The organism is Pseudomonas sp. GM50 (assembly GCF_000282375.1).
Lineage (GTDB): Bacteria > Pseudomonadota > Gammaproteobacteria > Pseudomonadales > Pseudomonadaceae > Aquipseudomonas.
Window position 1 is genome coordinate 15,769 of record NZ_AKJK01000106.1, and the last position, 24,805, is coordinate 40,573.

General features: G+C 58.9%; 27 protein-coding genes. 14 read left to right on the plus strand and 13 right to left on the minus strand.

From position 1 onward, the window contains the following. The first annotated feature begins 29 nt into the window (after positions 1 to 29). Complete coding sequence (locus PMI30_RS04995; protein ID WP_008013545.1) at positions 30 to 281, plus strand: hypothetical protein; 252 nt, start codon at positions 30 to 32, stop codon at positions 279 to 281. Positions 282 to 520: 239 nt separating this feature from the next. On the opposite strand, the gene PMI30_RS31940 is transcribed toward PMI30_RS04995, so the two are convergent. Next, positions 521 to 649: a PA1414 family protein gene (locus PMI30_RS31940; protein WP_007905120.1), complete on the minus strand. Its 129-nt coding sequence runs from the start codon at positions 647 to 649 to the stop codon at positions 521 to 523. Between the two features lie 140 nt (positions 650 to 789). Continuing rightward, positions 790 to 1,683, minus strand: a complete 894-nt coding sequence (ptrR, locus tag PMI30_RS04990) for a putrescine utilization regulator PtrR (RefSeq protein WP_008013546.1) — start codon at positions 1,681 to 1,683, stop codon at positions 790 to 792. A gap of 104 nt (positions 1,684 to 1,787) precedes the next feature. On the opposite strand from ptrR, the gene PMI30_RS04985 reads away from it, so the two are divergent. Continuing rightward, entirely contained in the window at positions 1,788 to 2,978 is a 1,191-nt protein-coding gene (locus PMI30_RS04985; RefSeq protein ID WP_008013547.1) for an MFS transporter, read from the plus strand. On the opposite strand, the gene PMI30_RS04980 is transcribed toward PMI30_RS04985, so the two are convergent. The 3 genes from PMI30_RS04980 to PMI30_RS04970 form a co-directional block, all read right to left on the minus strand. Beyond that, the gene (locus tag PMI30_RS04980; protein ID WP_008013548.1) at positions 2,914 to 3,846 is read right to left on the minus strand and encodes a DMT family transporter; all 933 of its coding nucleotides are present in this window, start codon (positions 3,844 to 3,846) and stop codon (positions 2,914 to 2,916) included. The two genes, PMI30_RS04985 and PMI30_RS04980, sit on opposite strands and share 65 nt — an antisense overlap. Before the next feature lie 163 nt (positions 3,847 to 4,009). Beyond that, on the minus strand, positions 4,010 to 5,455 hold the full coding sequence (locus PMI30_RS04975) for an NCS1 family nucleobase:cation symporter-1 (RefSeq protein ID WP_008013554.1): 1,446 nt from the start codon (positions 5,453 to 5,455) through the stop codon (positions 4,010 to 4,012). 430 nt (positions 5,456 to 5,885) lie between these two features. Continuing rightward, complete coding sequence (locus PMI30_RS04970) at positions 5,886 to 6,722, minus strand: CvfB family protein (RefSeq protein WP_008013557.1); 837 nt, start codon at positions 6,720 to 6,722, stop codon at positions 5,886 to 5,888. A gap of 351 nt (positions 6,723 to 7,073) precedes the next feature. On the opposite strand from PMI30_RS04970, the gene PMI30_RS0129965 reads away from it, so the two are divergent. The 3 genes from PMI30_RS0129965 (at position 7,074) to PMI30_RS04960 (ending at position 9,136) form a co-directional block, all read left to right on the plus strand. Continuing rightward, complete coding sequence (locus PMI30_RS0129965; RefSeq protein WP_017337097.1) at positions 7,074 to 7,262, plus strand: hypothetical protein; 189 nt, start codon at positions 7,074 to 7,076, stop codon at positions 7,260 to 7,262. 210 nt (positions 7,263 to 7,472) lie between these two features. Further along, complete coding sequence (locus PMI30_RS04965; RefSeq protein WP_007905112.1) at positions 7,473 to 8,189, plus strand: TorF family putative porin; 717 nt, start codon at positions 7,473 to 7,475, stop codon at positions 8,187 to 8,189. Positions 8,190 to 8,266: 77 nt separating this feature from the next. Beyond that, a complete protein-coding gene (locus PMI30_RS04960) occupies positions 8,267 to 9,136 on the plus strand; it encodes a DUF6279 family lipoprotein (RefSeq protein WP_008013561.1) in 870 nt (289 codons plus the stop codon). 120 nt (positions 9,137 to 9,256) lie between these two features. On the opposite strand, the gene PMI30_RS04955 is transcribed toward PMI30_RS04960, so the two are convergent. Further along, positions 9,257 to 9,649 carry a hypothetical protein gene (locus PMI30_RS04955; protein WP_008013563.1) on the minus strand — a complete coding sequence of 131 codons (393 nt, stop codon included), beginning with the start codon at positions 9,647 to 9,649 and terminating at the stop codon, positions 9,257 to 9,259. Positions 9,650 to 9,850: 201 nt separating this feature from the next. On the opposite strand from PMI30_RS04955, the gene PMI30_RS04950 reads away from it, so the two are divergent. From PMI30_RS04950 to PMI30_RS04940, 3 genes are all read left to right on the plus strand, one after another. Then, the gene (locus tag PMI30_RS04950) at positions 9,851 to 10,585 is read left to right on the plus strand and encodes a DUF899 domain-containing protein (protein ID WP_008013565.1); all 735 of its coding nucleotides are present in this window, start codon (positions 9,851 to 9,853) and stop codon (positions 10,583 to 10,585) included. A gap of 491 nt (positions 10,586 to 11,076) precedes the next feature. After that, positions 11,077 to 11,349 (plus strand): hypothetical protein, encoded by a 273-nt coding sequence (locus tag PMI30_RS04945; protein ID WP_008013568.1) that lies wholly within the window; start codon positions 11,077 to 11,079, stop codon positions 11,347 to 11,349. A 106-nt stretch (positions 11,350 to 11,455) separates the two neighbouring features. Continuing rightward, positions 11,456 to 11,731 carry a hypothetical protein gene (locus PMI30_RS04940; RefSeq protein ID WP_008013570.1) on the plus strand — a complete coding sequence of 92 codons (276 nt, stop codon included), beginning with the start codon at positions 11,456 to 11,458 and terminating at the stop codon, positions 11,729 to 11,731. A 143-nt stretch (positions 11,732 to 11,874) separates the two neighbouring features. Here the strand turns inward: PMI30_RS04940 and PMI30_RS04935 are convergent, their stop codons facing one another. After that, positions 11,875 to 13,221, minus strand: coding sequence for a DEAD/DEAH box helicase (locus PMI30_RS04935; protein WP_008013572.1), 1,347 nt, complete (start codon positions 13,219 to 13,221; stop codon positions 11,875 to 11,877). 192 nt (positions 13,222 to 13,413) lie between these two features. Between PMI30_RS04935 and PMI30_RS04930 the strand changes: the two genes are divergently transcribed. After that, complete coding sequence (locus PMI30_RS04930) at positions 13,414 to 14,712, plus strand: mechanosensitive ion channel family protein (protein ID WP_008013575.1); 1,299 nt, start codon at positions 13,414 to 13,416, stop codon at positions 14,710 to 14,712. A gap of 48 nt (positions 14,713 to 14,760) precedes the next feature. Here PMI30_RS04930 and PMI30_RS04925 read toward each other — a convergent pair whose 3' ends face one another. The 3 genes from PMI30_RS04925 to PMI30_RS04915 all read right to left on the minus strand — a co-directional run bounded on the left by PMI30_RS04925 (position 14,761) and on the right by PMI30_RS04915 (position 17,246). Further along, positions 14,761 to 15,627, minus strand: coding sequence for a carboxylate/amino acid/amine transporter (locus PMI30_RS04925; RefSeq protein WP_008013578.1), 867 nt, complete (start codon positions 15,625 to 15,627; stop codon positions 14,761 to 14,763). A gap of 415 nt (positions 15,628 to 16,042) precedes the next feature. Further along, on the minus strand, positions 16,043 to 16,642 hold the full coding sequence (locus PMI30_RS04920) for an FMN-dependent NADH-azoreductase (protein WP_007902473.1): 600 nt from the start codon (positions 16,640 to 16,642) through the stop codon (positions 16,043 to 16,045). A gap of 274 nt (positions 16,643 to 16,916) precedes the next feature. Beyond that, positions 16,917 to 17,246 carry a hypothetical protein gene (locus tag PMI30_RS04915; RefSeq protein ID WP_007902470.1) on the minus strand — a complete coding sequence of 110 codons (330 nt, stop codon included), beginning with the start codon at positions 17,244 to 17,246 and terminating at the stop codon, positions 16,917 to 16,919. Positions 17,247 to 17,295: 49 nt separating this feature from the next. Between PMI30_RS04915 and PMI30_RS04910 the strand changes: the two genes are divergently transcribed. From PMI30_RS04910 to PMI30_RS04895, 4 genes are all read left to right on the plus strand, one after another. Then, entirely contained in the window at positions 17,296 to 18,219 is a 924-nt protein-coding gene (locus PMI30_RS04910) for a LysR family transcriptional regulator (RefSeq protein WP_008013580.1), read from the plus strand. A gap of 14 nt (positions 18,220 to 18,233) precedes the next feature. Next, positions 18,234 to 19,037 carry an alpha/beta fold hydrolase gene (locus tag PMI30_RS04905; protein WP_008013581.1) on the plus strand — a complete coding sequence of 268 codons (804 nt, stop codon included), beginning with the start codon at positions 18,234 to 18,236 and terminating at the stop codon, positions 19,035 to 19,037. Between the two features lie 3 nt (positions 19,038 to 19,040). After that, positions 19,041 to 19,598 (plus strand): peptidylprolyl isomerase A, encoded by a 558-nt coding sequence (locus PMI30_RS04900; protein WP_008013582.1) that lies wholly within the window; start codon positions 19,041 to 19,043, stop codon positions 19,596 to 19,598. 93 nt (positions 19,599 to 19,691) lie between these two features. After that, complete coding sequence (locus PMI30_RS04895; RefSeq protein WP_008013583.1) at positions 19,692 to 21,524, plus strand: ABC transporter ATP-binding protein; 1,833 nt, start codon at positions 19,692 to 19,694, stop codon at positions 21,522 to 21,524. 48 nt (positions 21,525 to 21,572) lie between these two features. On the opposite strand, the gene PMI30_RS04890 is transcribed toward PMI30_RS04895, so the two are convergent. The 3 genes from PMI30_RS04890 to PMI30_RS04880 form a co-directional block, all read right to left on the minus strand. Next, a complete protein-coding gene (locus PMI30_RS04890; protein WP_008013584.1) occupies positions 21,573 to 22,061 on the minus strand; it encodes a GNAT family N-acetyltransferase in 489 nt (162 codons plus the stop codon). A 102-nt stretch (positions 22,062 to 22,163) separates the two neighbouring features. Beyond that, entirely contained in the window at positions 22,164 to 22,652 is a 489-nt protein-coding gene (locus tag PMI30_RS04885; RefSeq protein ID WP_007902456.1) for a GyrI-like domain-containing protein, read from the minus strand. A 66-nt stretch (positions 22,653 to 22,718) separates the two neighbouring features. Next, positions 22,719 to 23,381: a LysE family translocator gene (locus tag PMI30_RS04880; protein ID WP_008013586.1), complete on the minus strand. Its 663-nt coding sequence runs from the start codon at positions 23,379 to 23,381 to the stop codon at positions 22,719 to 22,721. A gap of 138 nt (positions 23,382 to 23,519) precedes the next feature. Between PMI30_RS04880 and alaC the strand changes: the two genes are divergently transcribed. Next, complete coding sequence (alaC, locus tag PMI30_RS04875; RefSeq protein ID WP_008013588.1) at positions 23,520 to 24,740, plus strand: alanine transaminase; 1,221 nt, start codon at positions 23,520 to 23,522, stop codon at positions 24,738 to 24,740. Positions 24,741 to 24,805: the final 65 nt, after the last annotated feature.

Sequence of the window (24,805 nt, forward strand, 5' to 3'; positions counted from 1 at the left end):
AACAACAATAACGCCCTCGAAGAACAATCATGACAAGAGACGCCGTTCGTACAGCCGTGCACCGCCTCATCAGCCGTCTGCTGGAGGGCCGGGAAGACTTCGACGACAACACCCGTCTGGTGCAGTTGGGATTGGATAAAGAAGATATCGAAGATCTGATTTTCCATCTGGAAGATCAGCTGGGTTTGACGGCGTCCACCGCCGAAGAAGACCGAATGCTCAAGACTGCGACGACCGTCGACGACTTGAGCCGGTTTTTGATTGAGATCGGGCGGTATTGAGACCGGTTGCCATATACATCTTTTGTGGCAGATGCAGTCACCCGTGGCGAGGGGGCTTGCCCCCGTTGGGCCGCGAAGCGACCCCAAAACCATTCAGCCTGGTTGAATCAGATAGACCTCGTCAGCAGATTTTACGACTGCTGCGCAGTCGAACGGGGGCAAGCCCCCTCGCCACAAGCAAGCCCCTCGGGCAAGTCTCCTTGCCACGGCAAGCCCGCTTGCCAGACAGGTTCAGGCGTTTACCGGCGGCGCTGCTGGCGGCGACGTTGTTCGTCGTCGGTGCGAATGGGTATGGGTTGCAGAGGCGGTTCGATCAAACCGAGTGCGACACCCAGGTCATGCAGCCAGTTTTGGATTTTCTCTTTCATGATGCCCCCCTTCAGGGTCGTGCCGAGCGGCCGAAGTTCTGTAGCCCCTTCGCACTGATAATAGTCCGAAGTCCTACGCAATGCTCGCCCAAGATCGCAATGATCTGTTACTAAATTGATCCAAATCCCAGACCGCCCGTTCAAGCGATTGCCTGGGCCTGAATCGCTGCCGACGGATACACCGCCTGCTGCTGCTCGATCCATGCATTCAGGTTGGCCCCGACCATGCCTTTGCGCCACATCAGCCAAGTGGTCGCGCTGGCGAACGGCTCGGCCAACGGGTGCACTGCCACGCTTTCGCGCCCCGGCAGGCTGGCGAGCATCGACTCCGACATCAGCGCCACGCCGGAGCCGGCAATCACACAGGCGAGCATTCCCGGATAGGACTCGATCTCCATCGCCCGGCCCATGGCCGCGTGATCATGGGCGAACCAGGCTTCCAGACGCATCCTGTAGGAGCAGCCCTGGCGAAACGTGAACACCGAACGTCCTTCGACATCCAGTGCGCTGCGTACGGGCGGATGATCGGCCTCGCTGATCAACACCAGCCGTTCGTCGCACAACGGCACGCCGTCGAGCCCGGCCAGTTCCAGCGGACCGTCCACCAGCGCCGCATCGAGGCGCCCGGTGAGCAGACCTTCGAGCAATTCGCCGCTGGGGCCCGATTGCACTTGCAGGTTCACCGCCGGATAGCTGCGGTGATAACGCGCCAACAGCTCTGGCAGGTGAATTGCGGCGGTGCTGTACATGGTGCCCAGTACGAAATCCCCGGCCGGTTGCCCGCCCTGCACTGCCGCATGGGCTTCGTCGTGCAAGGCGAACAGCTTGGCGGTGTAGTCCAAGAGGACTTTTCCCGCAGGTGACAACTGCAAACGCTGACGCTCACGTACGAACAGTTCGACACCGAGTTGCTCTTCGAGCTGCTTGAGCCGGGTCGACAGGTTGGACGGCACGCGATGCAAGCGTTCAGCAGCGCGGGTAATGGAGCCCTCCTGCGCCACCGCCTGGAAGATCCGCAATTGGCTGAATTCCACGCCATTCTCCAAATAAGAACAAGTTTCTCACTATTATTCATTTTTAAAGAAAGTCAATCAGTCCTAGCCTGACGGTCATTGATCCTCGGAACGGAACTCAGACCATGTCCCCTCTGATTCGCTTAACCGCCAGCTTCATCGCCCTGATGATGGCCATGGGCATCGGGCGTTTCGCCCTCACCCCACAACTGCCGCACTTGCTCAGCGAAGGCCAGATCGACCTGACCGCCGCTGGTCTGATTGCCGCCGCCAACTACCTCGGCTACTTCGTCGGCGCGGTGGATGCGATGTTCGCCCGTCGTCCCGATCAGGTTCGTCGACGCTTGTTTGGCGGATTGTGGCTCTGTGTGCTGCTGACCCTGGCCTCGTTCTGGGCCGACGGGTTCTGGTCGCATCTGGTGCTGCGTTTCGGCACGGGCGTGGCCAGCGCCTGGGTGCTGGTGATGATTACCGCATTGAGTCAACCGCTGGCAGCGGCGGCCGGTCGTCCACGGCTCGGCGCGCTGGTCTTTGCCGGGCCGGGTCTGGGGATTTTTCTGACGGGATTGCTGGCCCTGGGCTCGAACCTGCTGGGGCAGACGTCCGCGACCTTGTGGCTGGTGTATGCCGGTGTGGGGCTGGTGATGCTGCTGGGAATTCTGCCGTTCCTGCCGCAACCGGCCGCCCTTTCTACGGCGACCCTGTCTGCCGTCACATCGGGTGCCCAAGGTGTCGGACGTTTACCGGTGATCTATGGGTTATACGGTTTGGGCTACATCATCCCGGCCACTTTCCTCTCGCAAATGGCCAGCGCGCAGTTTCATGGGCAATGGCAAGCCGATCTGTTCTGGCCATGCTTCGGCCTGGCGGCGGCAATCGGGGTGGTGTTGGTGAGCCTGCGTCGGCACAACCCGAATGCCACTCGCCATTGGCTGATGGCAACGTTGTGGCTGCAGGCGGCCGGGGTCTTCGCCTGCCTGTTGGGCAGCGGTGCCGGCCTGACGTTGGGGGTGATCTTGTGTGGCGGACCGTTCCTGGCCTGCATGCAACTGGTGATGCAACGCTCCCGGGAACTGGCGCCCCATGCCACCCAGCGCAACGCCGGGCTGCTGACCGCGTGCTTCGCCGTGGGTCAGCTCAGCGGGCCGTTGCTGGCCGCGCTGAGCAGTCATTTCAGCGGTGGATTGCAACCCGCGCTGGTGATCGCCGGCAGCGGTTTGCTCATCGCAGGAGGTTTGTTGCTGCGCCCGGTCAGGGTTGCCCAAGCGCTTTGCGCAAACGACGGCGGACCCACTGTTCTGCACTCACAAAAGTGATCCCGAGCAGCACCAGCACCGCGCCGATCACGAAGTTCAGGCTCAGTTCTTCGCCCAGCAGCACCACGCCGAACGTAACGCCGAAGAGCGGCGTCATGAACGAAAACACCGCCAGGTTCGCCGCCAGATAACGGCGCAGCAGCCAGAACCAGGTCAGGTAACTGAAGAACGACACCACCAACCCTTGGAACAGCACGCTGGCCACGGCAACAGTGGTCAGGCTGACATGGGTGACCTGCCCGCTGAGGATCGCGATCAACAGCAGGCCGACGAAGCCGACAATCAGTTGATAAAACAGCGTCAGGGTCACCGGCGCTTCCGACAGACGCGAGGCGCGCACCACTACGGTGGTCGCGCCCCACGACGCGCCGGCCAGCACGCCCAACGCATCGCCCATCAGCATGCGGTGGTCGAGGTTGTCCCACGACACGCCACCGGCAAACGCAATGGCAATGCCGATGAAGGCGAGAAAAATACCCAGCCACTGCACCGGTCTTAAACGCTCACTCGGCAGCAGCCAATGCACGCCCAGCGCGGTGAAAATCGGCGCGGTATAGAGGAACACCGACATGTGCGCCGCCGTGGTCAATTGCAGGCCTTCGGAAATGAAAAAGAACTCCAGGCCAAACAACGCACCCGCCAGCAAGCCGCCGCGCCAGGTACTGCCGACCTGATCCCAACCGCCCTTCCAGCAGATCAACAATCCTACGAGCAATGCGGAAATACCCGACCGCCCCGCTGCTTGCATGACCGGCGCGATGTCGGGCGCGGCCCATTTGATCATCACCTGCTGCACGCCCCAGATCAGGCATAACCCGACCATCACTTGCAGGGCAAACCCATCGGCGCTACGCCGGGTGGCGCTCACCGGAACACCTCGACAACACAATCCATGGCAGTGACTCGACAGTAAAAGCAAAGCCCCGACCTTCTGGCTGAGCAGAGTGCCGGGGCGAAAAATTATGCCGTCGATTATTAACCAGATGGACAGAAAAAGGTGTCTGCAAAAGACCTTTAAATCGCCGCTTGCGTCATCCCGCTACGACCAGCGCCGCCGACTGCTGTGCCTGCTCGCGCTTGGCCAGCGCGAAGTACAGGACGCCGCCGAGAAAGCAGCCCGTGAACCAGGCAAAATTGGCCATTGGCTGCAGAACTGGAATGAAGGTGATCGCCACGCCCATCAGGGTGGCCGGAATCAACGCCTTGACCGCCGTCCAGTTGATCCCGCCGCTGTAGTAATAACGTCCGCTCGGGCCGTCGTTAAACAGCGCATCGACGTCGATCTGCTGTTTTTTGATCAGGTAGTAATCCACCAACAGAATCCCGAACAGCGGCCCGATGAACGCCGCCAGCACGTCGAGGGTGTAGTGAATCACTTCGGGGTTGTTGAACAGGTTCCACGGGGTGATGAAAATCGAAGCCACGGCGGCGATCATGCCGCCGGCGCGCCAGCTGATTTTGCTCGGGGCGACATTGGCGAAGTCGAACGCCGGGGACACGAAGTTGGCGACGATATTGATGCCGACGGTCGCGGTGACGAAAGCAAAGGCGCCGAGCAGCACCGCTACGCTGTTGTCGATGCGTGCCACGGTGGCGATCGGATCGTGAAGCATTTCACCGAACACCGGCAAGGTGCCGGAAACGATCACCACGGTCACCAGCGAGAACGCCAGAAAATTCACCGGCAGCCCCCAGAAATTGCCACGCCGCACGTCGTTCATGCTGCGGCAGTAGCGACTGAAATCGCCGAAGTTCAGGGTCGGACCGGAAAAGTACGACACCACCAATGCCGTTGCCACGATCACTTGGCCGAAAGCTTCCCAGCCAGACAGGGATTTTTCCGCCAGGGTGAAGCTAATGTTGCTCCAGCCGGCCTGCCAGACGATCCAGCCGGCGAGCAGGAACATCACGCCGTAGACCACCGGGCCAGCCCAGTCGATGAAGCGGCGGATCGACTCCATGCCAGTCCAGAACACCAGCGCCTGAACGAACCACAGACTGAGGAAACCGAACCAACCGAGGTAGGACAAACCGGCAAAGTGCGGTTCGGCGTAGGCCGCCATTGAAGGAAAAAAGCGCAGCACGACAATGATCAGGGCACTGGACGCCAGGTACGTCTGAATCCCGTACCAGGCCACCGCGATCAGGCCGCGGATGACCGCAGGAATATTCGCCCCGAACACACCGAATGCCAGTCGGCAAATCACCGGGTACGGCACCGCGGCTTGCTGACTCGGCTTGGCCACCAGGTTGGCAATCAATTGCACGATGCAAATCCCGCCCAGCAACGCAATCAATACCTGCCAACTGGCCAGCCCAAGCGCAAACAGGCTGGCGGCGAAAACATAGCCGCCGACGCTGTGCACGTCACTCATCCAGAAGGCAAAGATGTTGTACCAATTCCATTTCTGCGGCAGCGGCCCCAGGTCCTGGTTATACAGGCGTGGGCTGTAGCCGTTGGGCAATTGCTCGGTCATCGCAGGGCTCCTCGAAAGTACAGGCGCGGCCCCCGAGATTGATGTGGCGACCACACTGCGTACGGGAGCCTGCATGGTTTGTATACGAGTTGCTACGCAGAATGCGTGCCATACGTTCGAAAAATGCGACAAATCAGGCCTTAAACTCTGTTCAGAGCAAAGCCTTTAAGACGTAGAGGGGGTGATAATGCCCATGAACAGGGCGTCAGCGCCTGCAAACGGTGCAGGACGTTATGTATACAAAGAGATGGGGGACTGCTGCGCAGTCAATCGCGAGCGGGCTCGCTCCCACATTGGATTTGTGGTGAGCCCGGGTGTTTGCACCCGACGCATATTGTAGGAGCTGCCGCAGGCTGCGATCTTTTGATCTTGATCTTTTAGAGTCAAAAGATCGCAGCCTGCGGCGGCTCCTACAGGGGCCGGCGTAAGGTCAGCTGAGCTCGATACGATCAGCGTGAATGACGATCTGGCCGTTCTTGTACAACGCACCGATGGCCTTTTTGAAGTTGCCCTTGCTGACGCCGAACATACTGCTGATCAGCGTCGGGTCGCTCTTGTCGCTGACGGGCAGAGTGCCGTTGTTGTCGCGCAACTTGGCAAGAATCTTCGAGTTCAGGCTGGTGGCGGCTTCTTCGCCCACCGGTTGCAAGCTCAGGCTGATCTTGCCGTCGGCGCGGACTTCTTTGATAAAGCCCTTCTCTTCTTTACCGGCGCGCATGAACTTGAAGATTTCGTTCTTGTGGATCAGGCCCCAGTGCTTGTTGTTGATGATTGCCTTGAAGCCCATATCGGTCGCTTCGGCCACCAGAAAATCAACTTCCTGGCCAGGCGTGTAGTTCGCCGGGGTCTTGTCCAGGTAGCGATCCAGACGTGCCGTCGCGGTGATGCGTCGCGTGTGTTTGTCGAGGTAGACGTGCACCACGACATACTCGCCGGCCGTCATCTGGCGCTTTTCTTCGGAATACGGCAGCAGCAGATCCTTCGGCAAACCCCAATCCAGGAACACGCCGATGCTGTTGACTTCAACGACTTTCAAACTGGCGAATTCACCGACCTGAACTTTCGGCTTTTCGGTGGTGGCGATAAGTTTGTCATCGCTGTCCAGATAAATAAAAACGTTGAGCCAGTCTTCATCTTCGCTGGGAATATCTTTGGGGATATAACGGTTAGGCAGGAGGATTTCACCCTCCGCGCCACCGTCCAGATATAAACCGAAGTTAGTGTGTTTAACCACTTGCAAACTGTTGTAGCGCCCGACTAAAGCCATGTCCAATACCCTCATTGCGTGGGCGGCATTCTACCCGGTTTTGCGGGCGGCGTTCGGCGGCCGGCCCGGTGGCGCAAGAAAATCCGTCGAAGGCCTTAATTTTCCTGGGTTTTGCCCGTGTGCGTTTGGCCGCTCGTCAGGCCGTTCGGCTGGTTTCCCCCTCACCAGCCCATCCGAAAAACGCTTTTTCTTCACTTGGGTTCTTAGTTAAAACAGCAGCTTAGGGGAACATTGCGAATAACAACTTGCGATAAATTGCGTTTCTCCGAGGTGTATTTCGGGAGGATATTTACCAAGCAATTGTCAAGTATTTCCTGTACGATGCCTGGCCAAGTTAATTTCTACAGGTTAATGGCCGCCATGCGTGTAAAAGCATCCAACAGCAAAGCAAAGCCAGCTCCAGCCGTTGAAACCAGCGAATCGATCAACAACCAGATCGCTGCGTTCCTCAAGTCCGGCGGAGAGATCCAGCAAATTGCCAAAGGCGTCAGCGGCCAGACGTTCGGCCCGTCCAAGCAGATCACACTGGGCAAGAAGTAATCCCCCCTGTGTTAACTGGTCCGTAAGCGCTTTGAGCTTCGAAGCGCTTGGACTGGAACCCTCCCGCAATACCCCATCAAACAAATCAATATTTCAAAAATCGACGAACGGCCCTCGATGCCGAGCATTCGCCGGTATGCTTGCACACGTCTAGATCAAGCGTTTCAGTAGGTTTCAAGGACCTGCTCCTCGCTGTTCATGGAGTGACGCATGCTCAAGCCCTCTTTTTTCCTGCTCTGCAGCGTGCTGTGGTGTTCAGACGCCAATGCGCAAGTCTTCCAGCGCGAACTGGGCGACTTCGATCTCAAACTCGCCACCACCCCCAGCCGCAGCATGGCCCAAGGGCTGGTCAAGCCCTCGACGACCGGCTCGTTCCACGGTGGCCTCGACCTGAGCCACGACAGCGGCTTCTATGTGGGTCAATGGTCCCCCAGCATGGGGCTGAGCCCATCCAGCAACCTTGAAGTCGATTCCTACATGGGTTTTAAACAGCCCTTCGATCAATCCCTCGGCTACGAAGTGGGCATGATCCGTTACAGCTACCCGAAAGCGGACACCCTCGACAGCCAGGAGCTGTTCGGCGGCCTGACCCTGCTGGGCAGTCGCTTCGGCGCGGCCTTCAGCAACGACCCCGACAAACAGAACAGCACCCTGTTCGCCGACCTCAGTGGCAACCAGCCGTTCGGCATCGGGATCAGCCTGAAATACACCACTCACCAACTCAACACACCGGTGTCGGTCGACGATGGGTATGTCGGCAGCTTTACCGACTGGTCAGTGAAATTGTCCCGGCCGTTCATGGGCATCGATCTGGACTTGATCTACAGTGATTCAAACCTGAGCGGCAGCGATTGTTCCGCTTACTCCGGCCACAATAGCGAGTGCGACGGCCTGGTTACCCTCAAAGCTGCGCACAGCTTCTATTAATCGGCTGAACTGCCGGGCTGATCCTGCGATCACATAAAAGAACCCGTAAAGAAACCAGGTCTTCGCAAGGACTCGCCATGTCGCACTGGTGGAAACAGCTCGGCGTCATCATCACCCTCAGCCTCACCGTCGCCGCGTGCAGCCGCGTGGGCCTGGCTTACCGCAACCTCGACGTGATCATTCCCTGGACGCTCAGCGATTACCTGGAAATGAACCACGAACAAAAAGACTGGTTCAACGAGCGCCTCAAAGAGCACCTGAGCTGGCACTGCACCACGCAATTACCCGGCTACCTCGATTGGCTGGATCGTTTACAGACCATGGTCGAGACCAATCAAATCACCGACGCCGCACTGCAAACCCGCACCCAGGAAGCCAAACAGGCCATCGCCGAAACCGCCCGGGAAATCACCCCGTCGGCCATCGAGCTGTTGCAGGGCCTTGATGACAAGCAAGTCGCGGAAATGAACGACGCCTTCGCCAAGGACCAGCGTAAACGCCAGGAGGCTTACCTCAAACCGTCTCTGGAGCAACAGATCAAAGAGCGGAGCAAGCGTATGGAGAAACGCCTGAATGACTGGCTCGGTCCACTTAGCCCAACCCAACAGCAACGGGTAATAGCCTGGTCGAATGCCTTGGGTGATCAGAACAAACAATGGATTGCCAACCGCGCCCATTGGCAACGGCAATTCAGCGCAGCAGTCGCGCAGCGGCAGAGTCCAGAATTCCCACAACGAATCGAGACACTTCTGGTGAATCGCGAGAGTTTGTGGACGCCAGCTTACCGCGAAGCCTACGCCAACACCGAAGCCCAGGCTCGAGCGTTGTTGGTGGACGTGATAGCCGAGAGCACGCCGGTTCAGCGTGAACGGTTACTGCAGAAGATTGAAGGCGTGCGCAAGGATTTCACTGATTTGAAATGCCTGAAGGCGGCGCGGAAGGTATAGGTTCTAAAGATAAAAGCTTCGCGGGCAAGCCTCGCTCCTACGGATAAGCGTCGTTCACACATTTTGTGAACAACACAAAACCCGTAGGAGCGAGGCTTGCCCGCGAAGCTGTTTACGCTATCAGGCAATCTGGGCCTTCGACGCCAACTCATCAAACGTCAACTCATCCAGCGCATCTTCCTGCTCATCCAGCACCTCGCGCGGATGCTCATTACCCGGAATGCTGCTGTCAATCAGGCTCAACAAACTCGAGCCCCGAGGCGTCAAAATGTAGTTCTCGCCATTGCCGCCCTGATCTTCTGGCCGAGGCTCGATATAGCCCCGCAGCAGCAGTAATTTTTCGTACTCACCAGCCACCGTTTTCAGGTGATCCAGGTTCTCAAACGGCTCACCCGCGGCAGCTTTCGCCGCCGCATACTGTTCGGCATAAGGCCGTGGAGTGAAGTTGTGGCCAGCGCCGTTCTGCACTTCATGCAGCAAGCGCTCCATCAAATCCCAGTTATAAGTCGTCATCCTGATCAACCTCCAGAGCCCGTGTGTGAAATGGCCTTCATAGGTTGTGACCGACAGGGAGGGCGGCCGTTCAGCCGAGGTATTTCGCCCTACCGACCGGCGGTATGTCGAATAGGGCACAGGCCAAACGACTAGGCTGTGTAAGACGGTTTACCCCTCTGCGCGGATCGACTTTCGCCAAAGCATGCAGGAGAAATCACCATGAACATTCAGAATCATCCGGTCGTGTCCCGGGAAGAATGGCTCACCGCCCGCAAACAACACTTGGTCCACGAAAAAGCCTTCACCAAGGAACGAGACAAACTCAGCGCCGAACGCCGCGCCCTGCCTTGGGTGAAAATCGACAAACGCTACCGCTTCCAGGGCCCCGACGGCGAACTGAGCCTGGCCGACCTGTTCGGCGGTCGCAGCCAATTAATCATCTATCACTTCATGTTCGCCGCAGGCTGGGACGAAGGCTGCCCGGGATGCTCGTTCCTCTCCGACCATATCGACGGCGCCAACCAACACCTGGCCCATCACGACGTGGCCGTGGTCGCGGTTTCCCACGCACCGTTCGCCGAATTCCAGCCTTTCAAACGGCGCATGGGCTGGACATTCGACTGGGTGTCGTCCGAAGGCTGCGACTTCAACTACGACTTCGGCGTCTGCGCCCGGGTCGAAGACGTCGCCGCCGGAAAAGCTACCTACAACTACGAGAAATCCGACGGGGCTGAAGAAGAACTCCCCGGGCTCAGCGTGTTTTATCGCAATGAAGCGGGGGAGATTTTTCACACCTATTCGACTTATGCACGAGGCCTGGATCTGCTGGTCGGTGCCTACAACTACCTCGACCTCACGCCCAAGGGGCGTAATGAAGAGGAAATCATGGATTGGGTGAGGCACCACGACCGGTATGAGGACAAGGCAGCGGCCAGTTGCTGCCATGGGGGGTAGACCGCAGCCATCGCGGGCATTGGCTCGGGTTGAACACAAAATCCGTGAACACCACAAATCCCCTGCTCGCGATGACTGACTAACATTCAACATTGATGTCGACTGATACACCGATTTCGCGAGCAGGCTCGCTCCCACAAGGTTGCGTGGTGTTCTGTAGGTACATGCTGTTGCCTGACTGCAACTGGGGCAAACGCCCTACACCAACCTCGGAATCTGGCACCTTGCACCGCTGGAACGATGAAGCTTATAGTCCGCCCGTCGCCCACATGGCGACCGGGTTTGGCGACCTGACGAACGAGTGCGAGAGCTGTCTGCTTATTTGCAGGCGCCTCCGCATCCGCAAAACTGTTTTTATGGCAGTTGTGCGCGGGAGACCTTCGGGTCTGCCGGTTACTCGTTTCCGGTTCGCCAACCTGCGTACAGCTGCCACCCATTTCGTTTGGCGACGAACTGCTGGCAGTCTCAGCAAACTAAACGAGGCTTCAACTATGGATAGATACATGCCCCTCACCGGAATCGACCTGGTCCCGGCATCTCTGCTTATTGATACCCAAGCGCCACTCGACGTCCTGCACGCCATGGCGGATTACCGCATTCGCACGGTCACTCAGGTACTGGAAAACATCGCCTTTCGTGCCGAGATTGGTTGCGACACGGTGGTGCTTTCAGACTTTTCCAAACTGCTGGCCATTCCGTTGCGTGATGGCTGTGATTTGATGGATGTGATTGGTCGGCGGTTGCGGGCGCAGGCTGCTGAGTGAATGAAAACGGGCGGCCTGTGGGTCGCCCGTTTCTGTCACTGAACTTTTTTCGCCCTTCAGCCCTCAACCGGATAACCCGCCTTAACCGGAACCGAGGCCTGACTTTATGAAAACCCTGCTCAAGCTCACCCTCGCCGCCACCCTCACCTGTGCCCTCCCCGTTTGGGCCTGCCCTCCTGACGAAGCCACCGCCAAGCGCGAACAACTGGCCAAGGAGGTCGCCAAGATCACGGAGCAGAACCCGGTCAAGGCCAAGGAGATCAATGATGAGTTGCAGAAAATGGACCTGGAGACGGCCAGCAAGGATTTGCCGGACAAGTGCCAGTTGATCGATCAGCGTCTCAAGGAGCTGGAATCGGCGGAGAAGAAAGCCAAGAGTTAACGACAAGATCAAAAGATCGCAGCCTTCGGCAGCTCCTACGGGACGAACGCCGATCCTGTGCAGGAGCTGCCGAAGGCTGCGATCTTTTGACGCAAAAAAAACCCGGACACTGTCCGGGTTTTTTATTGGAACGCTACGGCGCCTTACTCAGCAGCCGGCGCTTCCGGCTTGCGACGCTTGAGCGGGGCCATGCCGTCCTTGCTGACCAGCGACAGGGCGTCGGTCTTTGGGCGGTTGGCGATCTTGCGCTTGGTCGGGGCCTTGGCGCCGGTTTTCTTCTTGTCGCCCTTGGCGTCGACCTTTTTCTTCTTCACGCCAACGGCTTTGCCCGAGGCCTTGACCTTTTTCGGCCCGCCGTAGGTGCCTTTGACTTCCTTGATGGTGCGGCGCTCGAAGCTCTGCTTGAGGTAGCGCTCGATGCTCGACATCAGGTTCCAGTCACCGTGGCAGATCAGCGAGATGGCCAGGCCATCGTTGCCGGCGCGACCGGTGCGACCGATGCGGTGAACGTATTCGTCGCCGCTGCGCGGCATGTCGAAGTTGATCACCAGGTCCAGGCCTTCCACGTCCAGGCCACGGGCAGCGACGTCGGTGGCCACGAGGATTTTCACGCCGCCTTGCTTCAGACGGTCGATGGCCAGCTTGCGGTCTTTCTGGTCTTTGTCACCGTGCAGCACGAACGCTTTGTATTCCTGCGCCACCAGACGGCCGTAAATACGGTCGGCCATGGCCCGGGTGTTGGTGAACACGATGGCCTTCTGATAGGTCTCGTTGGCCAGCAGCCAGTTCACGATCTGTTCTTTGTGCTGATTGTGGTCGGCGGTGATGATCTGTTGACGAGTGGTGGCGTTCAGATCGCTGACGTTGTTCAGCTGCAAGTGTTCAGGGTTGTTCAGGACCTTGGCGACCATCTCGCGCAGGCCCGAACCGCCAGTGGTGGCGGAGAACAGCATGGTCTGCTGACGGTTGGTGCACTCTTCCACCAGACGCTGCACGTCTTCGGCAAAGCCCATGTCGAGCATGCGGTCGGCTTCGTCGAGCACCAGCACTTCGACTTCCTTGAGGTCGAGGTTGCCGGCGTTCAGTTGCTCGATCATCCGGCCCGGCGTACCGATCAGGATGTCCGGAACCTTGCGCAGCATGGCGGCCTGGACCTTGAAGTCTTCACCGCCGGTGATCAGGCCGGACTTGATGAACGTGAACTGAGCGAAGCGCTCGACTTCCTTGATGGTCTGCTGGGCCAGCTCGCGGGTCGGCAGCAGGATCAGGGTCTTGATGCTGACGCGGACTTTGGCCGGGCCGATCAAGCGGTTGAGGATCGGCAAAACGAATGCAGCGGTTTTGCCGCTACCGGTTTGCGCTGTCACCCGCAGGTCACGCCCCTGGAGCGCCAGCGGAATGGCCGCTGCTTGCACAGGCGTTGGCTCGACAAATTTAAGCTCGGCCACGGCTTTGAGCAGGCGTTCGTGCAGGGCGAATTGGGAAAACACGGGTGCTACCTCGAAGAAATACAAAAAACAGCTGCATAGGGTAACGGTTTCGAGCGCGAAGGCCGAGTTTCTTTATACAAACGGCTGCAAACAGTGGTTTTTTTGTTGCCTGTTTTGTCTCAAAACGTCATCCGGAACGTCTTAAATGCTCTAATCGCCCCGTCGCGTCCTACAGAAGAACCGTTTTCACCCATGGATATTAAACAGCTCTGGCTCAACGCCCAAGACCTCTGGGGTGCCCTCGATCAGCACCCGCTCCTGCATTCCACGCTCGCGCTGATGTTGCTGCTGGTGGTGGCGCTGGTGCTCGGACGAGTGGCGCGTTACCTCATTCTTCATGCGACCAAAATGCTCGGTCGCCAGCCCTCGTTGCACTGGATCACCGATTTTCGCCACAACAAAGTGTTTCATCGTCTGGCGCAGATGACGCCCTCGCTGGTGATCCAGTTCGGCCTGCACCTGGTGCCGGAGTTGGGCAAGACCAGCCTGAACTTCCTCGGCAACGTGGCGCTGGCGTTCACCATTCTGTTCCTGGTGCTGGCCGTCAGCGCATTGCTCAATGCCCTGCTAGACATCTATGCCCGCACCGAACACGCCCGCACCCGCTCGATCAAAGGCTACGTGCAACTGGCGAAAATGGTGTTGTTCGTGTTTGGCGCGATCATCATCGTCGCCACGTTGATCGACCGTTCGCCGCTGTTGCTGCTGTCGGGTCTGGGCGCCATGTCGGCGGTGATTCTGTTGGTCTACAAAGACACCTTGCTGTCGTTCGTCGCCAGCGTGCAACTGACCAGCAACGACATGCTGCGGGTCGGCGACTGGATCGAGATGCCGCAAGTCGGTGCCGACGGTGACGTGGTGGACATCACATTGCACACGGTCAAGGTGCAGAATTTCGACAAGACCATTGTGTCGATCCCGACCTGGCGCCTGATGTCCGAGTCGTTCAAGAACTGGCGCGGCATGCAGCAGTCCGGCGGGCGCCGGATCAAGCGCAGCTTGTTCATCGACGCCAGCGGCGTGCGGTTTATTCGCAATGATGAAGAGCTGAAGCTGTCCCAGGTACATCTGCTGACCGATTACATGGGCCGCAAGAAAGCCGAGCTCAAGGCCTGGAACGAAGCCCAGGGCAACGTCGCGGCGATGTCGGCCAACCGTCGACGGATGACCAACATCGGCACCTTTCGCGCCTATGCGCTGGCGTATCTGAAGAGTCACACGGAAATCCAGCCGAACATGACCTGCATGGTTCGCCAGATGCAAACTACCGCCCAGGGCATTCCGTTGGAAATCTACTGCTTCACCCGCACCACCGTGTGGGCCGATTACGAGCGGATTCAGGGGGATATTTTCGATTACCTGCTGGCGGTATTGCCGGAGTTTGGCTTGAGCCTTTATCAGCAGCCGAGCGGCGGAGATTTGCGGTCGGGGTTGCTCCCGGCGGTGTTGGGCGCGAGCCACATTCCCGAGCCCGAGAAACACATTATGTAGCACCACATATCCCTTTGTGGGAGCGGGCTTGCTCGCTCCCACAAGGGATTAGTGTGCAACCGCCGGCCGGCGTACACCCAACCGACTAATCCACACCGCCATCAGAATCACCGATCCGCCAAACAACAACCGCCCCAGCTCTTCATGCTGATTCCAGATCAGCAAGTTGATCAGTAACCCCACCGGCACATGCAGGTTGTTCATCACCGCCAGCGTCCCGCCGTTCACCAGGCACGCGCCCTTGTTCCACCAGTACAAACCCAGCGCGGTCGAGACGAGGCCGAGGAACAGCAGCACGCCCCATTGCAGCGGTGCTTCGGGCAGGAAGTTCTGTTTGCCGAACAGCAGGAACGCCGGCAACGCCACCGCCAACGCGCCCAGATAGAAGTAGCCGAAACGTCGGTAGTGCGGCAGATCACTCGGATGGCGGGCCACCAGATGTTTGTAGAGCACCTGCCCGGCGGCGTAGGTGAAGTTGGCCAGTTGCAGCAACAAAAAGCCCATGAAGAAATCCGGGTTGATCCGGTCATAACGAATCACCGCCGCGCCCGCCACTGCCACCAGTGCAGCAATCAAGGCCCACGGATTGAAGCGGCGGTTCAGCGCGTCTTCGATCAGGGTCACGTGCAGCGGCGTGAGGATGGTGAACAGCAACACCTCCGGCACCGTCAGCACTCGAAAGCTCAGGTACAGGCAGACGTAAGTCACGCCGAACTGCAACGCGCCGATCAGCAACATTCCCCGCATGAACGCCGGTTCCACCGAGCGCCAGCGCGTCAGCGGAATGAACACCAGCCCCGCCAGCAGCACCCGCACCAGCACCGCGAAGTAACTGTCGACATGCCCGGCCAGGTATTCGCCGATCAAGCTGAAGGAAAACGCCTGGATCAGCGTGACAAAAAGTAGATAGCCCATGGTCGCCTCATTTCGAATGGCGGCGACGATAGCGGGTTTTGCCCGTCATCGCGAACAGTCAGCCCATGCCCCCCCTGTGGGAGCGAGCTTGTGTGGCGAGGGGGCTTGCCCCCGTTCGGCTGCGAAGCAGTCGTAAAACCATTGTATGCGGTGCACCTGACACACCTCGATTGCAGGTTTTGGGGCCGCTTCGCGACCCAACGGGGGCAAGCCCCCTCGCCACAGGAACTCGGTTCCTACAGCCCCTCATGCGAGCCATCAAATCGCAGGCAAAAAAAAGCCCGATCTCGCAATGCGTTCAATCGGGCTAGAGCACTCAGGAGCAACAAGTGCAAAGGGAGGTTCGATGCGCGTACAGCTTGAAGGGTTACGCCAGGTCACTAGACCATCCAGCGATTATCTGGCGATTAACGTGTCAGGCGACCTGGGAAAGCTTCGCGTTGGCCTGGTTCAAGCCTTTCTCCTGGAAGTCACCGCCCAGGTTCATGCCTTCGGCGTGAATGAACGTTACGTCGTGGATGCCGATGAAGCCCATGACCTGACGCAGGTAGGGTTCCTGGTGATCCGCGGTGCTGCCGGCGTAGATCCCGCCGCGAGCGGTCAGCACATAAGCACGCTTGCCGTTGAGCAAACCTTGTGGGCCGGTTTCGGTGTACTTGAACGTCACGCCGGCACGCAGCACGTGGTCGAGCCAGGCTTTCAAAGTGCTCGGAATGGCAAAGTTGTACATCGGCGCAGCCATTACCAGTACGTCGGCGGCCAGCAGCTCATCGGTCAGCAGGTTGGAGCGCTCCAGCGAAGCCTGCTCGATGTCGTTGCGTTGTTCGGCAGGTTTCATCCAGCCGCCCAGCAAGTTGATGTCCAAATGCGGCACCGGGGTGGTGGCCAGGTCACGAACGGTGATCTGGTCGGCCGGGTGTGCGGCTTTCCATTGGCTGATGAAGGTCTGGGTCAGTTGGCGGGAAACCGAGTCTTGCTGACGGGCGCTGCTTTCGATGATCAGAACGCGGGACATGGGATGTAGCCTCCATCTGAGAATGCTGTAGGTCGATGGAGTGAAGGTTAAACGGAGCCATATCGATGAAAAAGCGCAAATAACTGCTATAAAGCATCGATAAATTCGTTTATAAGCGAAGCATGCCCTGTGGGAGCCCTGTGGCGAGGGGGCTTGCCCCCGTTTGAGTGCGTAGCGCTCACAAGATCCTTGGTATATCAGATTTTTGGGGCTGCTTCGCAGCCCAACGGGGGCAAGCCCCCTCGCCACAGCCCGCCCCCACAGGGTTGTAAAGTCATTTCGGGGTGCAGGTCAGGTTGATACGCATCTTGATGATGGTACGGGTGAACTTGGCAGTGGCGTTTTTGTGTTTACCGGCGGGCACTTCGATTGTGCGGTTACGCGGCGCTTCCGGGCCATTGTTGAAAACCACCTTGCAGATCGCATCGGTGCTGCCGTAGTTGTTCACCTGAATGGAGGCGATATCGGCATCTGTATCAAAGGCGTTGTAGTCGATGCTCAAGCCGTTCAATTGCTTTTGAACGTCGATCGGATAAGCAAACGCAGTCAACGGCAACATCGCCAACACTGCACAACCCGCCATCACACAACAAAGTTTTTTCATTCAGCAGCCTCCAATAAGGACTGCCAGCTTAGGACAAGAGGAGCTCAACATGAAAGCGCCCCGCGTGACCCTTGATCAATGGCGAACATTGCAGGCCGTGGTCGATCACGGCGGTTTCGCCCAGGCCGCTGAAGTGCTGCACCGCTCGCAATCGTCGGTCAGCTACACCGTAGCGCGCATGCAGGACCAGCTCGGTGTACCACTATTGCGCATCGACGGCCGCAAAGCGGTGCTCACCGAGGCCGGCGGCGTACTGTTGCGCCGTTCCCGGCAACTGGTGAAACAGGCCAGCCAACTGGAAGACCTGGCCCATCACATGGAGCAAGGCTGGGAAGCCGAAGTGCGGCTGGTGGTCGACGCCGCCTACCCCAGCGCCCGCCTCGTTCGTGCACTGACCGCGTTCATGCCGCAAAGCCGTGGCTGCCGGGTGCGTCTGCGCGAAGAAGTGTTGTCGGGTGTCGAGGAAGTGCTGCTCGAAGGAGTGACCGATCTGGCCATCACCGGGCTCAGCATTCCCGGGTATCTGGGCGCAGAATTGAGCGACGTCGAATTTATCGCGGTCGCCCACCCCGAGCATCCCTTGCATCGCCTGAACCGCGAACTGAACTTCCAGGACCTGGAGACCCAGATGCAAGTGGTGATCCGCGACTCCGGCCGCCAGCAACCGCGAGACGTCGGCTGGCTCGGCGCCGAACAGCGCTGGACCGTCGGCAGCCTGGCCACCGCCGCGACTTTCGTCAGCAGCGGCCTGGGCTTCGCCTGGCTGCCCCGGCACATGATCGAGCGCGAATTGAAGGAAGGCACGCTCAAGCTGCTACCGTTGGACCAGGGCGGCAGCCGCAACCCGAGCTTCTTTCTGTATTCGAACAAGGACAAACCCTTGGGCCCGGCCACGCAGATTCTCATCGAACTGCTGCGCACCTTCGATACCGCGCCGCTGGACGCGCCCTTCGCAGCCCCAGAGCAAGCCTGACACGGAGTGTACCCATGGCCTATTTCGAACATGAAGGTTGCAACCTGCACTATGAGGAATATGGCCACGGCACGCCGTTGCTACTGGTCCACGGGCTAGGCTCCAGCACCCTGGACTGGGAAATGCAGATCCCGGCGCTCTCGGCTCACCATCGGGTGATCGTGGCGGATGTGCGCGGCCACGGGCGCTCCGACAAACCCCGCGAGCGCTACAGCATCGCCGGGTTCAGCGCCGACCTGATTGCGTTGATGGAACACTTGAATCTTGGCCCTACACATCTTGTCGGGCTTTCGATGGGTGGCATGATCGCTTTTCAATTGGCCGTCGATCAGCCGCAACTGCTCAAGAGCCTGTGCATCGTCAACAGCGCACCCGAGGTCAAACGGCGCAGCCGCAACGATTACTGGCAATGGTTCAAGCGTTGGAGCCTGATGCGCGCGCTGAGCATGGGCACGATCGGCAAGGCTCTGGGTGCCAAGCTGTTTCCCAAGCCCGAGCAAGCTTCGCTACGACAAAAAATAGCGGCGCGCTGGGCAAAAAACGACAAACATGCTTATCTCGCCAGCTTCGATGCGATCGTTGGCTGGGGGGTTCAGGAACGACTTTCCAGGGTCTCCTGTCCAACCCTCATCGTCAGCGCCGACCGTGACTACACCCCGGTCGCGCTGAAGGAAACCTATGTAAAACTGCTGCCCGATGCGCGGCTGGTGGTGATCGCCGACTCGCGGCACGCCACTCCGCTGGATCAACCCGAACGCTTCAACCAAACGCTGCTCGAGTTTCTCACCGCAGTCGACACCACCACTCAGGATCACTGACCCATGCTGAAAAAAATCGCCCTCGTCGCCGGCTCCGTTCTGTTTGCCGCCAACCTGATGGCCGCCACGCCCGCCAAGGCGCCGCACGTGCTGCTGGAAACCACCAACGGCCAGATCGAAATCGAACTGGACCCGGTCAAGGCGCCGATCAGTACCAAGAACTTCCTTGAGTACGTCGACAGCGGCTTCTACAACAACACGATTTTTCACCGTGTGATTCCTGGCTTCATGGTCCAGGGCGGCGGTTTCACTCAACAGATGCAGCAAAAAGAAACCAAGGCGCCGATCAAGAACGAATCCAAAAACGGCCTGCATAACGTGCGTGGCACGCTGTCCATGGCCCGTACTTCCGTGCCTGATTCAGCCACCAGCCAGTTTTTCGTCAACGTCAAAGACAATGACTTCCTCGATCAGGGCGACGGCTACGCGGTGTTCGGTAAAGTCGTGAAAGGCATGGATGTGGTGGACATCATCGTCAATTCGCCAACCACCACCCGTGGCGGCATGAAAGACGTGCCGGCCGACCCTGTCTTCATCAAGTCGGCCAAGCGCATCGACTGAGAGTAAGCTGGACAGGGAGTCTTGAGCGGCCGCCGGTGCTTCCGGCGCCGCTCATATCGTTTGAAGGAGAGCCCGTGCGCGGGCGGAGAACCGATGCTTTATCGCCGTTTTGAAAAACTGATCGACATTTTCCGCGATGCACCGACGGCGGCTCCGCCGGATCGGGTTCTCCCCTTCTATACCTATTACCTGAAGCAGGTCTGGCCGAGTTTCGCCGTCCTGCTGATCGTCGGCCTGTTCGGCGCGCTGATCGAAGTGGCGCTGTTCAGCTACCTGAGCCGCATCATCGATCTCGCCCAAGGCACGCCCAACGTCAATTTTTTCAAGGAACACGGCATCGAACTGGCCTGGATGGCGGTGGTTGCGCTGGTCCTGCGCCCGATGTTCGTTGGCCTGCATGACCTGCTGGTGCACCAGACCTTGAGCCCCAGCCTGACCAGCCTGATTCGCTGGCAGAACCACAGTTATGTGCTCAAACAGAGCCTCAATTTCTTCCAGAACGACTTTGCCGGGCGCATCGCCCAACGCATCATGCAGACCGGCAACTCGTTGCGCGATTCGGCTGTGCAAGCGGTGGACGCGCTATGGCACGTGCTGATCTACGCGATCAGTTCGCTGGTGCTGTTCGCCGAAGCCGACTGGCGCCTGATGATCCCGCTGCTGACCTGGATCGCCGCCTTCATCGGCGCCCTCTACTACTTCGTGCCACGGGTCAAGGAACGCTCGGTGGTGTCGTCCGATGCGCGCTCCAAGCTCATGGGTCGGATCGTCGATGGCTACACCAACATCACCACCCTGAAGCTGTTCGCCCACACCAATTTCGAGCAGCAATACGCCCGCGAAGCGATCAAGGAACAAACCGAAAAAGCCCAACTGGCCGGCCGTGTGGTGACCAGCATGGACGTGGCCATCACCAGCATGAACGGCCTGCTGATCGTCAGCACCACTGGCCTCGCGCTGTGGCTGTGGACGCAATCGCTGATCACGGTGGGTGCCATTGCCCTCGCCACGGGTCTGGTGATCCGCATCGTCAACATGTCTGGCTGGATCATGTGGGTGGTCACTGGCATTTTCGAAAACATCGGCATGGTTCAGGACGGTTTACAGAGCATTTCCCAGCCGGTCAGCGTCACCGATCGCGAGCAGGCCAAGCCTTTGAATGTGGCGCGTGGCGAGGTGCGTTTCGATCACGTCGATTTCCACTACGGCAAGAAAAGCGGGGTTATCGGCGACCTCAACCTGACCATCAAACCCGGTGAGAAAATCGGTCTGATCGGCCCGTCCGGTGCCGGCAAATCGACGCTGGTCAATCTGCTGCTGCGTCTCTACGACGTGCAGGGCGGGCGGATTCTCATCGACGGCCAGAACATCGCCGAAGTCGGTCAGGAAAGCCTGCGTGAACGCATCGGCATGATCACCCAGGACACTTCGCTGCTGCACCGCTCGATCCGCGATAATTTGTTGTACGGCAAACCCGATGCCACCGACGCCGAACTCTGGGAAGCGGTGCACAAGGCCCGGGCCGACGAATTCATCCCGTTGCTGTCGGACTCCGAAGGCCGCACCGGTTTCGATGCTCACGTCGGTGAACGCGGCGTGAAACTCTCCGGTGGCCAGCGTCAGCGGATTGCCATCGCCCGGGTCCTGCTCAAGGACGCGCCGATCCTGATCATGGACGAAGCCACCTCGGCACTGGACTCGGAGGTCGAAGCGGCGATTCAGGAAAGTCTCGAAACCCTGATGCAAGGCAAGACCGTGATCGCCATCGCCCACCGCCTCTCGACCATCGCGCGGATGGACCGCTTGGTAGTGCTGGAAAACGGCAAGATCGCCGAAACCGGCAGCCACGCCGAACTGCTGGCCCATGGCGGTTTGTATGCGCGGTTGTGGCAGCACCAGACCGGCGGGTTTGTCGGGATCGATTGAGGCTTGTGAATCAACACCGGCCCACACTGGATCTGGGCCGGCCGCGGGTTACAGCGTCAACACCATCTCATGCCACGCCATCCCGCCATGGTCGGACGCCGAAGGCTTGATGTAGGTAAAGCCAAACCCGGCATAGAGTGGAATGTGCCGCTCTTTGCACATCAGGTGGATGCTGGCCTTGTTCAGTGCGCGCATGCGCTGGATAAACTCACCCATCAAACGTTTCGCCAAGCCCTGCCCTTGGTAGTCCGGATGCACCACCACCGACATGATCACTACGTGCGGGCCGGCCGGGTCATGACCGATCAGCTCCTTGAACGCCTCGTCCGACATCTCCACCTCGAATGCAGCACCGGAATTGATGAAACCGGCTACGACGCCATCCACTTCGGCGACAATGAAGCCCTCGGGCCAGGTGGCGATGCGGGTGGCGATTTTCTCGCGGGTAGCGGCTTCATCGCCTTCGTAGGCAACGGTTTCGATGGCATAGCAACGGTCCAGGTCAGCGGGGCTGACGTGGCGGATGACGGTGTTCATGGCAGCTCGGAATCGGCGTGGGAAAGGTTGGGGATCATAAATCAATAAGGTGTTGATATCGATCAGAGCGGCGGACCGACGATCCGCCGCTTGACCCGCTCATTACACTTTTAGCGGCAGCCAGATTTCCAGCACGCCGGTATTGAGCTTGGGGTTGAAATCGTCGCTGTAGCGTTCGAAATCCGGAGCGTCCGCCGCTTCATGACCGGACTTCGGCAACCAGGTTTTCCAGATGTATTGAAAGGTCTGGGGCAAGGTGTCCAGAGAGCCTTTGTGTTCGAACACTGCATATTTCTGAGGCTGAACTTCGATCCAGCGGTATTTCTCGGGCAGGTCGTCGAGCTTGCTGATCTCGACGCCGGCGATGTATTCGAAACCGCCCTTGCCGTCGGGATTACAGCAAACACCGTAGGTCACTTCGCCCTGTTGGCCGGGCACATTGCCGAGGTGGGGGACGAATTTTTCCCACAGCTTGGGAATCTGCTTTGGGGCCGTCTCTTGGGTAAATCGTCCGCCAAGCCCTGCGATGAGCATGAAGTGCCCGTTTTCGAAGCGTGGTTCAGCTGTTTCGACGCCTGTTTGCTCATCCATGACTCAACTCCTGGTTCAAAAGGTGGGTTCGGCTGGGAGTATAGAAGCCAAACCCGATTCGCCAAATTACAGTGCGTGCAACTGTTCGATGGCGCGTGGACCGATGAACTCGTTATAACCCGATAGGATCACGTAGACCGCGAAATAACAGAAGATCGCTGCCGATGCCATGTAGGAATAACGCAGCAGTTTGTCACCAAGCAATTTGCCGCCGTGGCTCGCAGCGAAGCACAGACCAATACACCAGAGCACCCCGGCGCACAAGAAACCGCCGAGAAACAGCGCCGAACTGAGCGCGCCACCACCGCCGGAACGGGCAATCAGCGTGCCGCCCACCGCGGCGAACCAGAGAATGGCGCTGGGTGATGACATGGCGAGAAAAATCCCGCGGAAAAACTCACGACGGTGTGAGTTGTGCCCCACTTCCGGGGTTTGCGCCAACAGCGCTTCATGGTGAATCGCCGAATAGATCATCTTCGCCGCGAAATACACCAACAGCGCCGAGCCGCCGATCCACAACACCCAGCGCACGGTTTCGTACTGCAGCAATACGGTCATGCCGGCCAATGCCAGCACCGCGTAAATCAAGTCGCCGACACAGGTCCCCAGCCCCAGGGCAAAGCCTTGAAAATAGCCGCGCTGCATCGCCAGCGTGATCATCGCGATATTGGCCACGCCGATGTCCAGGCACAGCGAAAGGCTCAACAAGAAGCCACTGGTAAATTCCATCGACCATATCCTTGGGGAAAATTTATTGATGCGCAGGCTAGACAGTTTGCCACGACTGCCCTTACATTCCGCCACAGGCCACCGCAGTGGCCAGCGTCGCTCGGACGGTTCCGGGCGCTTACGTTATCCGAGGCAACAATGGCCGAACAAGGTTCGCCGCGCCGCTTTGCGCGCATAGATCGACTCCCCCCTTACGTTTTCAACATCACTGCCGAGCTGAAGATGGCCGCCCGTCGTCGTGGCGAAGACATCATCGACTTGAGCATGGGCAACCCCGACGGCGCCACGCCGCCGCACATCGTCGAAAAACTCGTCACTGTTGCCCAGCGTGAAGACACCCACGGCTACTCCACGTCCAAAGGGATTCCGCGCCTGCGCCGGGCGATTTCCAATTGGTACAAGGATCGCTACGAAGTCGACATCGACCCGGAAACCGAAGCCATCGTCACCATCGGCTCCAAGGAAGGTCTGGCGCATTTGATGCTGGCCACCCTCGATCAGGGCGACACCGTGCTGGTGCCAAACCCGAGCTACCCGATTCACATCTACGGTGCCGTGATTGCCGGCGCCCAAGTGCGCTCGGTGCCGCTGATTCCTGGCGTGGATTTCTTCGCCGAGCTGGAACGGGCGATTCGCGGCTCAATCCCGAAACCGAAAATGATGATCCTCGGCTTCCCGTCCAACCCCACCGCCCAGTGCGTGGAGCTGGATTTCTTCGAGCGAGTGATCGCCCTCGCCAAACAGTACGACGTACTGGTGGTGCACGACCTGGCCTACGCCGACATCGTCTACGACGGCTGGAAAGCCCCGTCGATCATGCAAGTGCCCGGCGCCAAGGACATCGCGGTGGAGTTTTTCACCCTGTCCAAGAGCTACAACATGGCCGGCTGGCGCATCGGTTTCATGGTCGGCAACCCGGAGCTGGTCAACGCCCTGGCGCGGATCAAGAGCTACCACGACTACGGCACGTTCACCCCGCTGCAAGTCGCGGCCATTGCGGCACTGGAAGGCGATCAGCAGTGCGTCAAAGACATTGCCGATCAGTATCGGCAGCGGCGCAACGTGCTGGTCAAAGGCCTGCATGAACTGGGCTGGATGGTCGAAAACCCGAAAGCATCGATGTATGTCTGGGCCAAGATTCCCGAGGCTTACGCACACATGGGCTCGCTGGAATTCGCCAAGAAACTGCTGGCCGAGGCCAAGGTCTGTGTCTCGCCGGGTGTGGGATTTGGCGAGTATGGGGATGATCATGTGCGCTTCGCGCTGATCGAAAACCAGGACCGGATTCGTCAGGCCGTGCGCGGGATTCGCGGGATGTTCCGGGCGGATGGGTTGGTTCAGAAAACCAGCGCCAGTTAAATCGCCTTCGCGGGCAAGCCTCGCTCCTACAGGTTCATACCATTCCTGTAGGAGCGAGGCTTTCC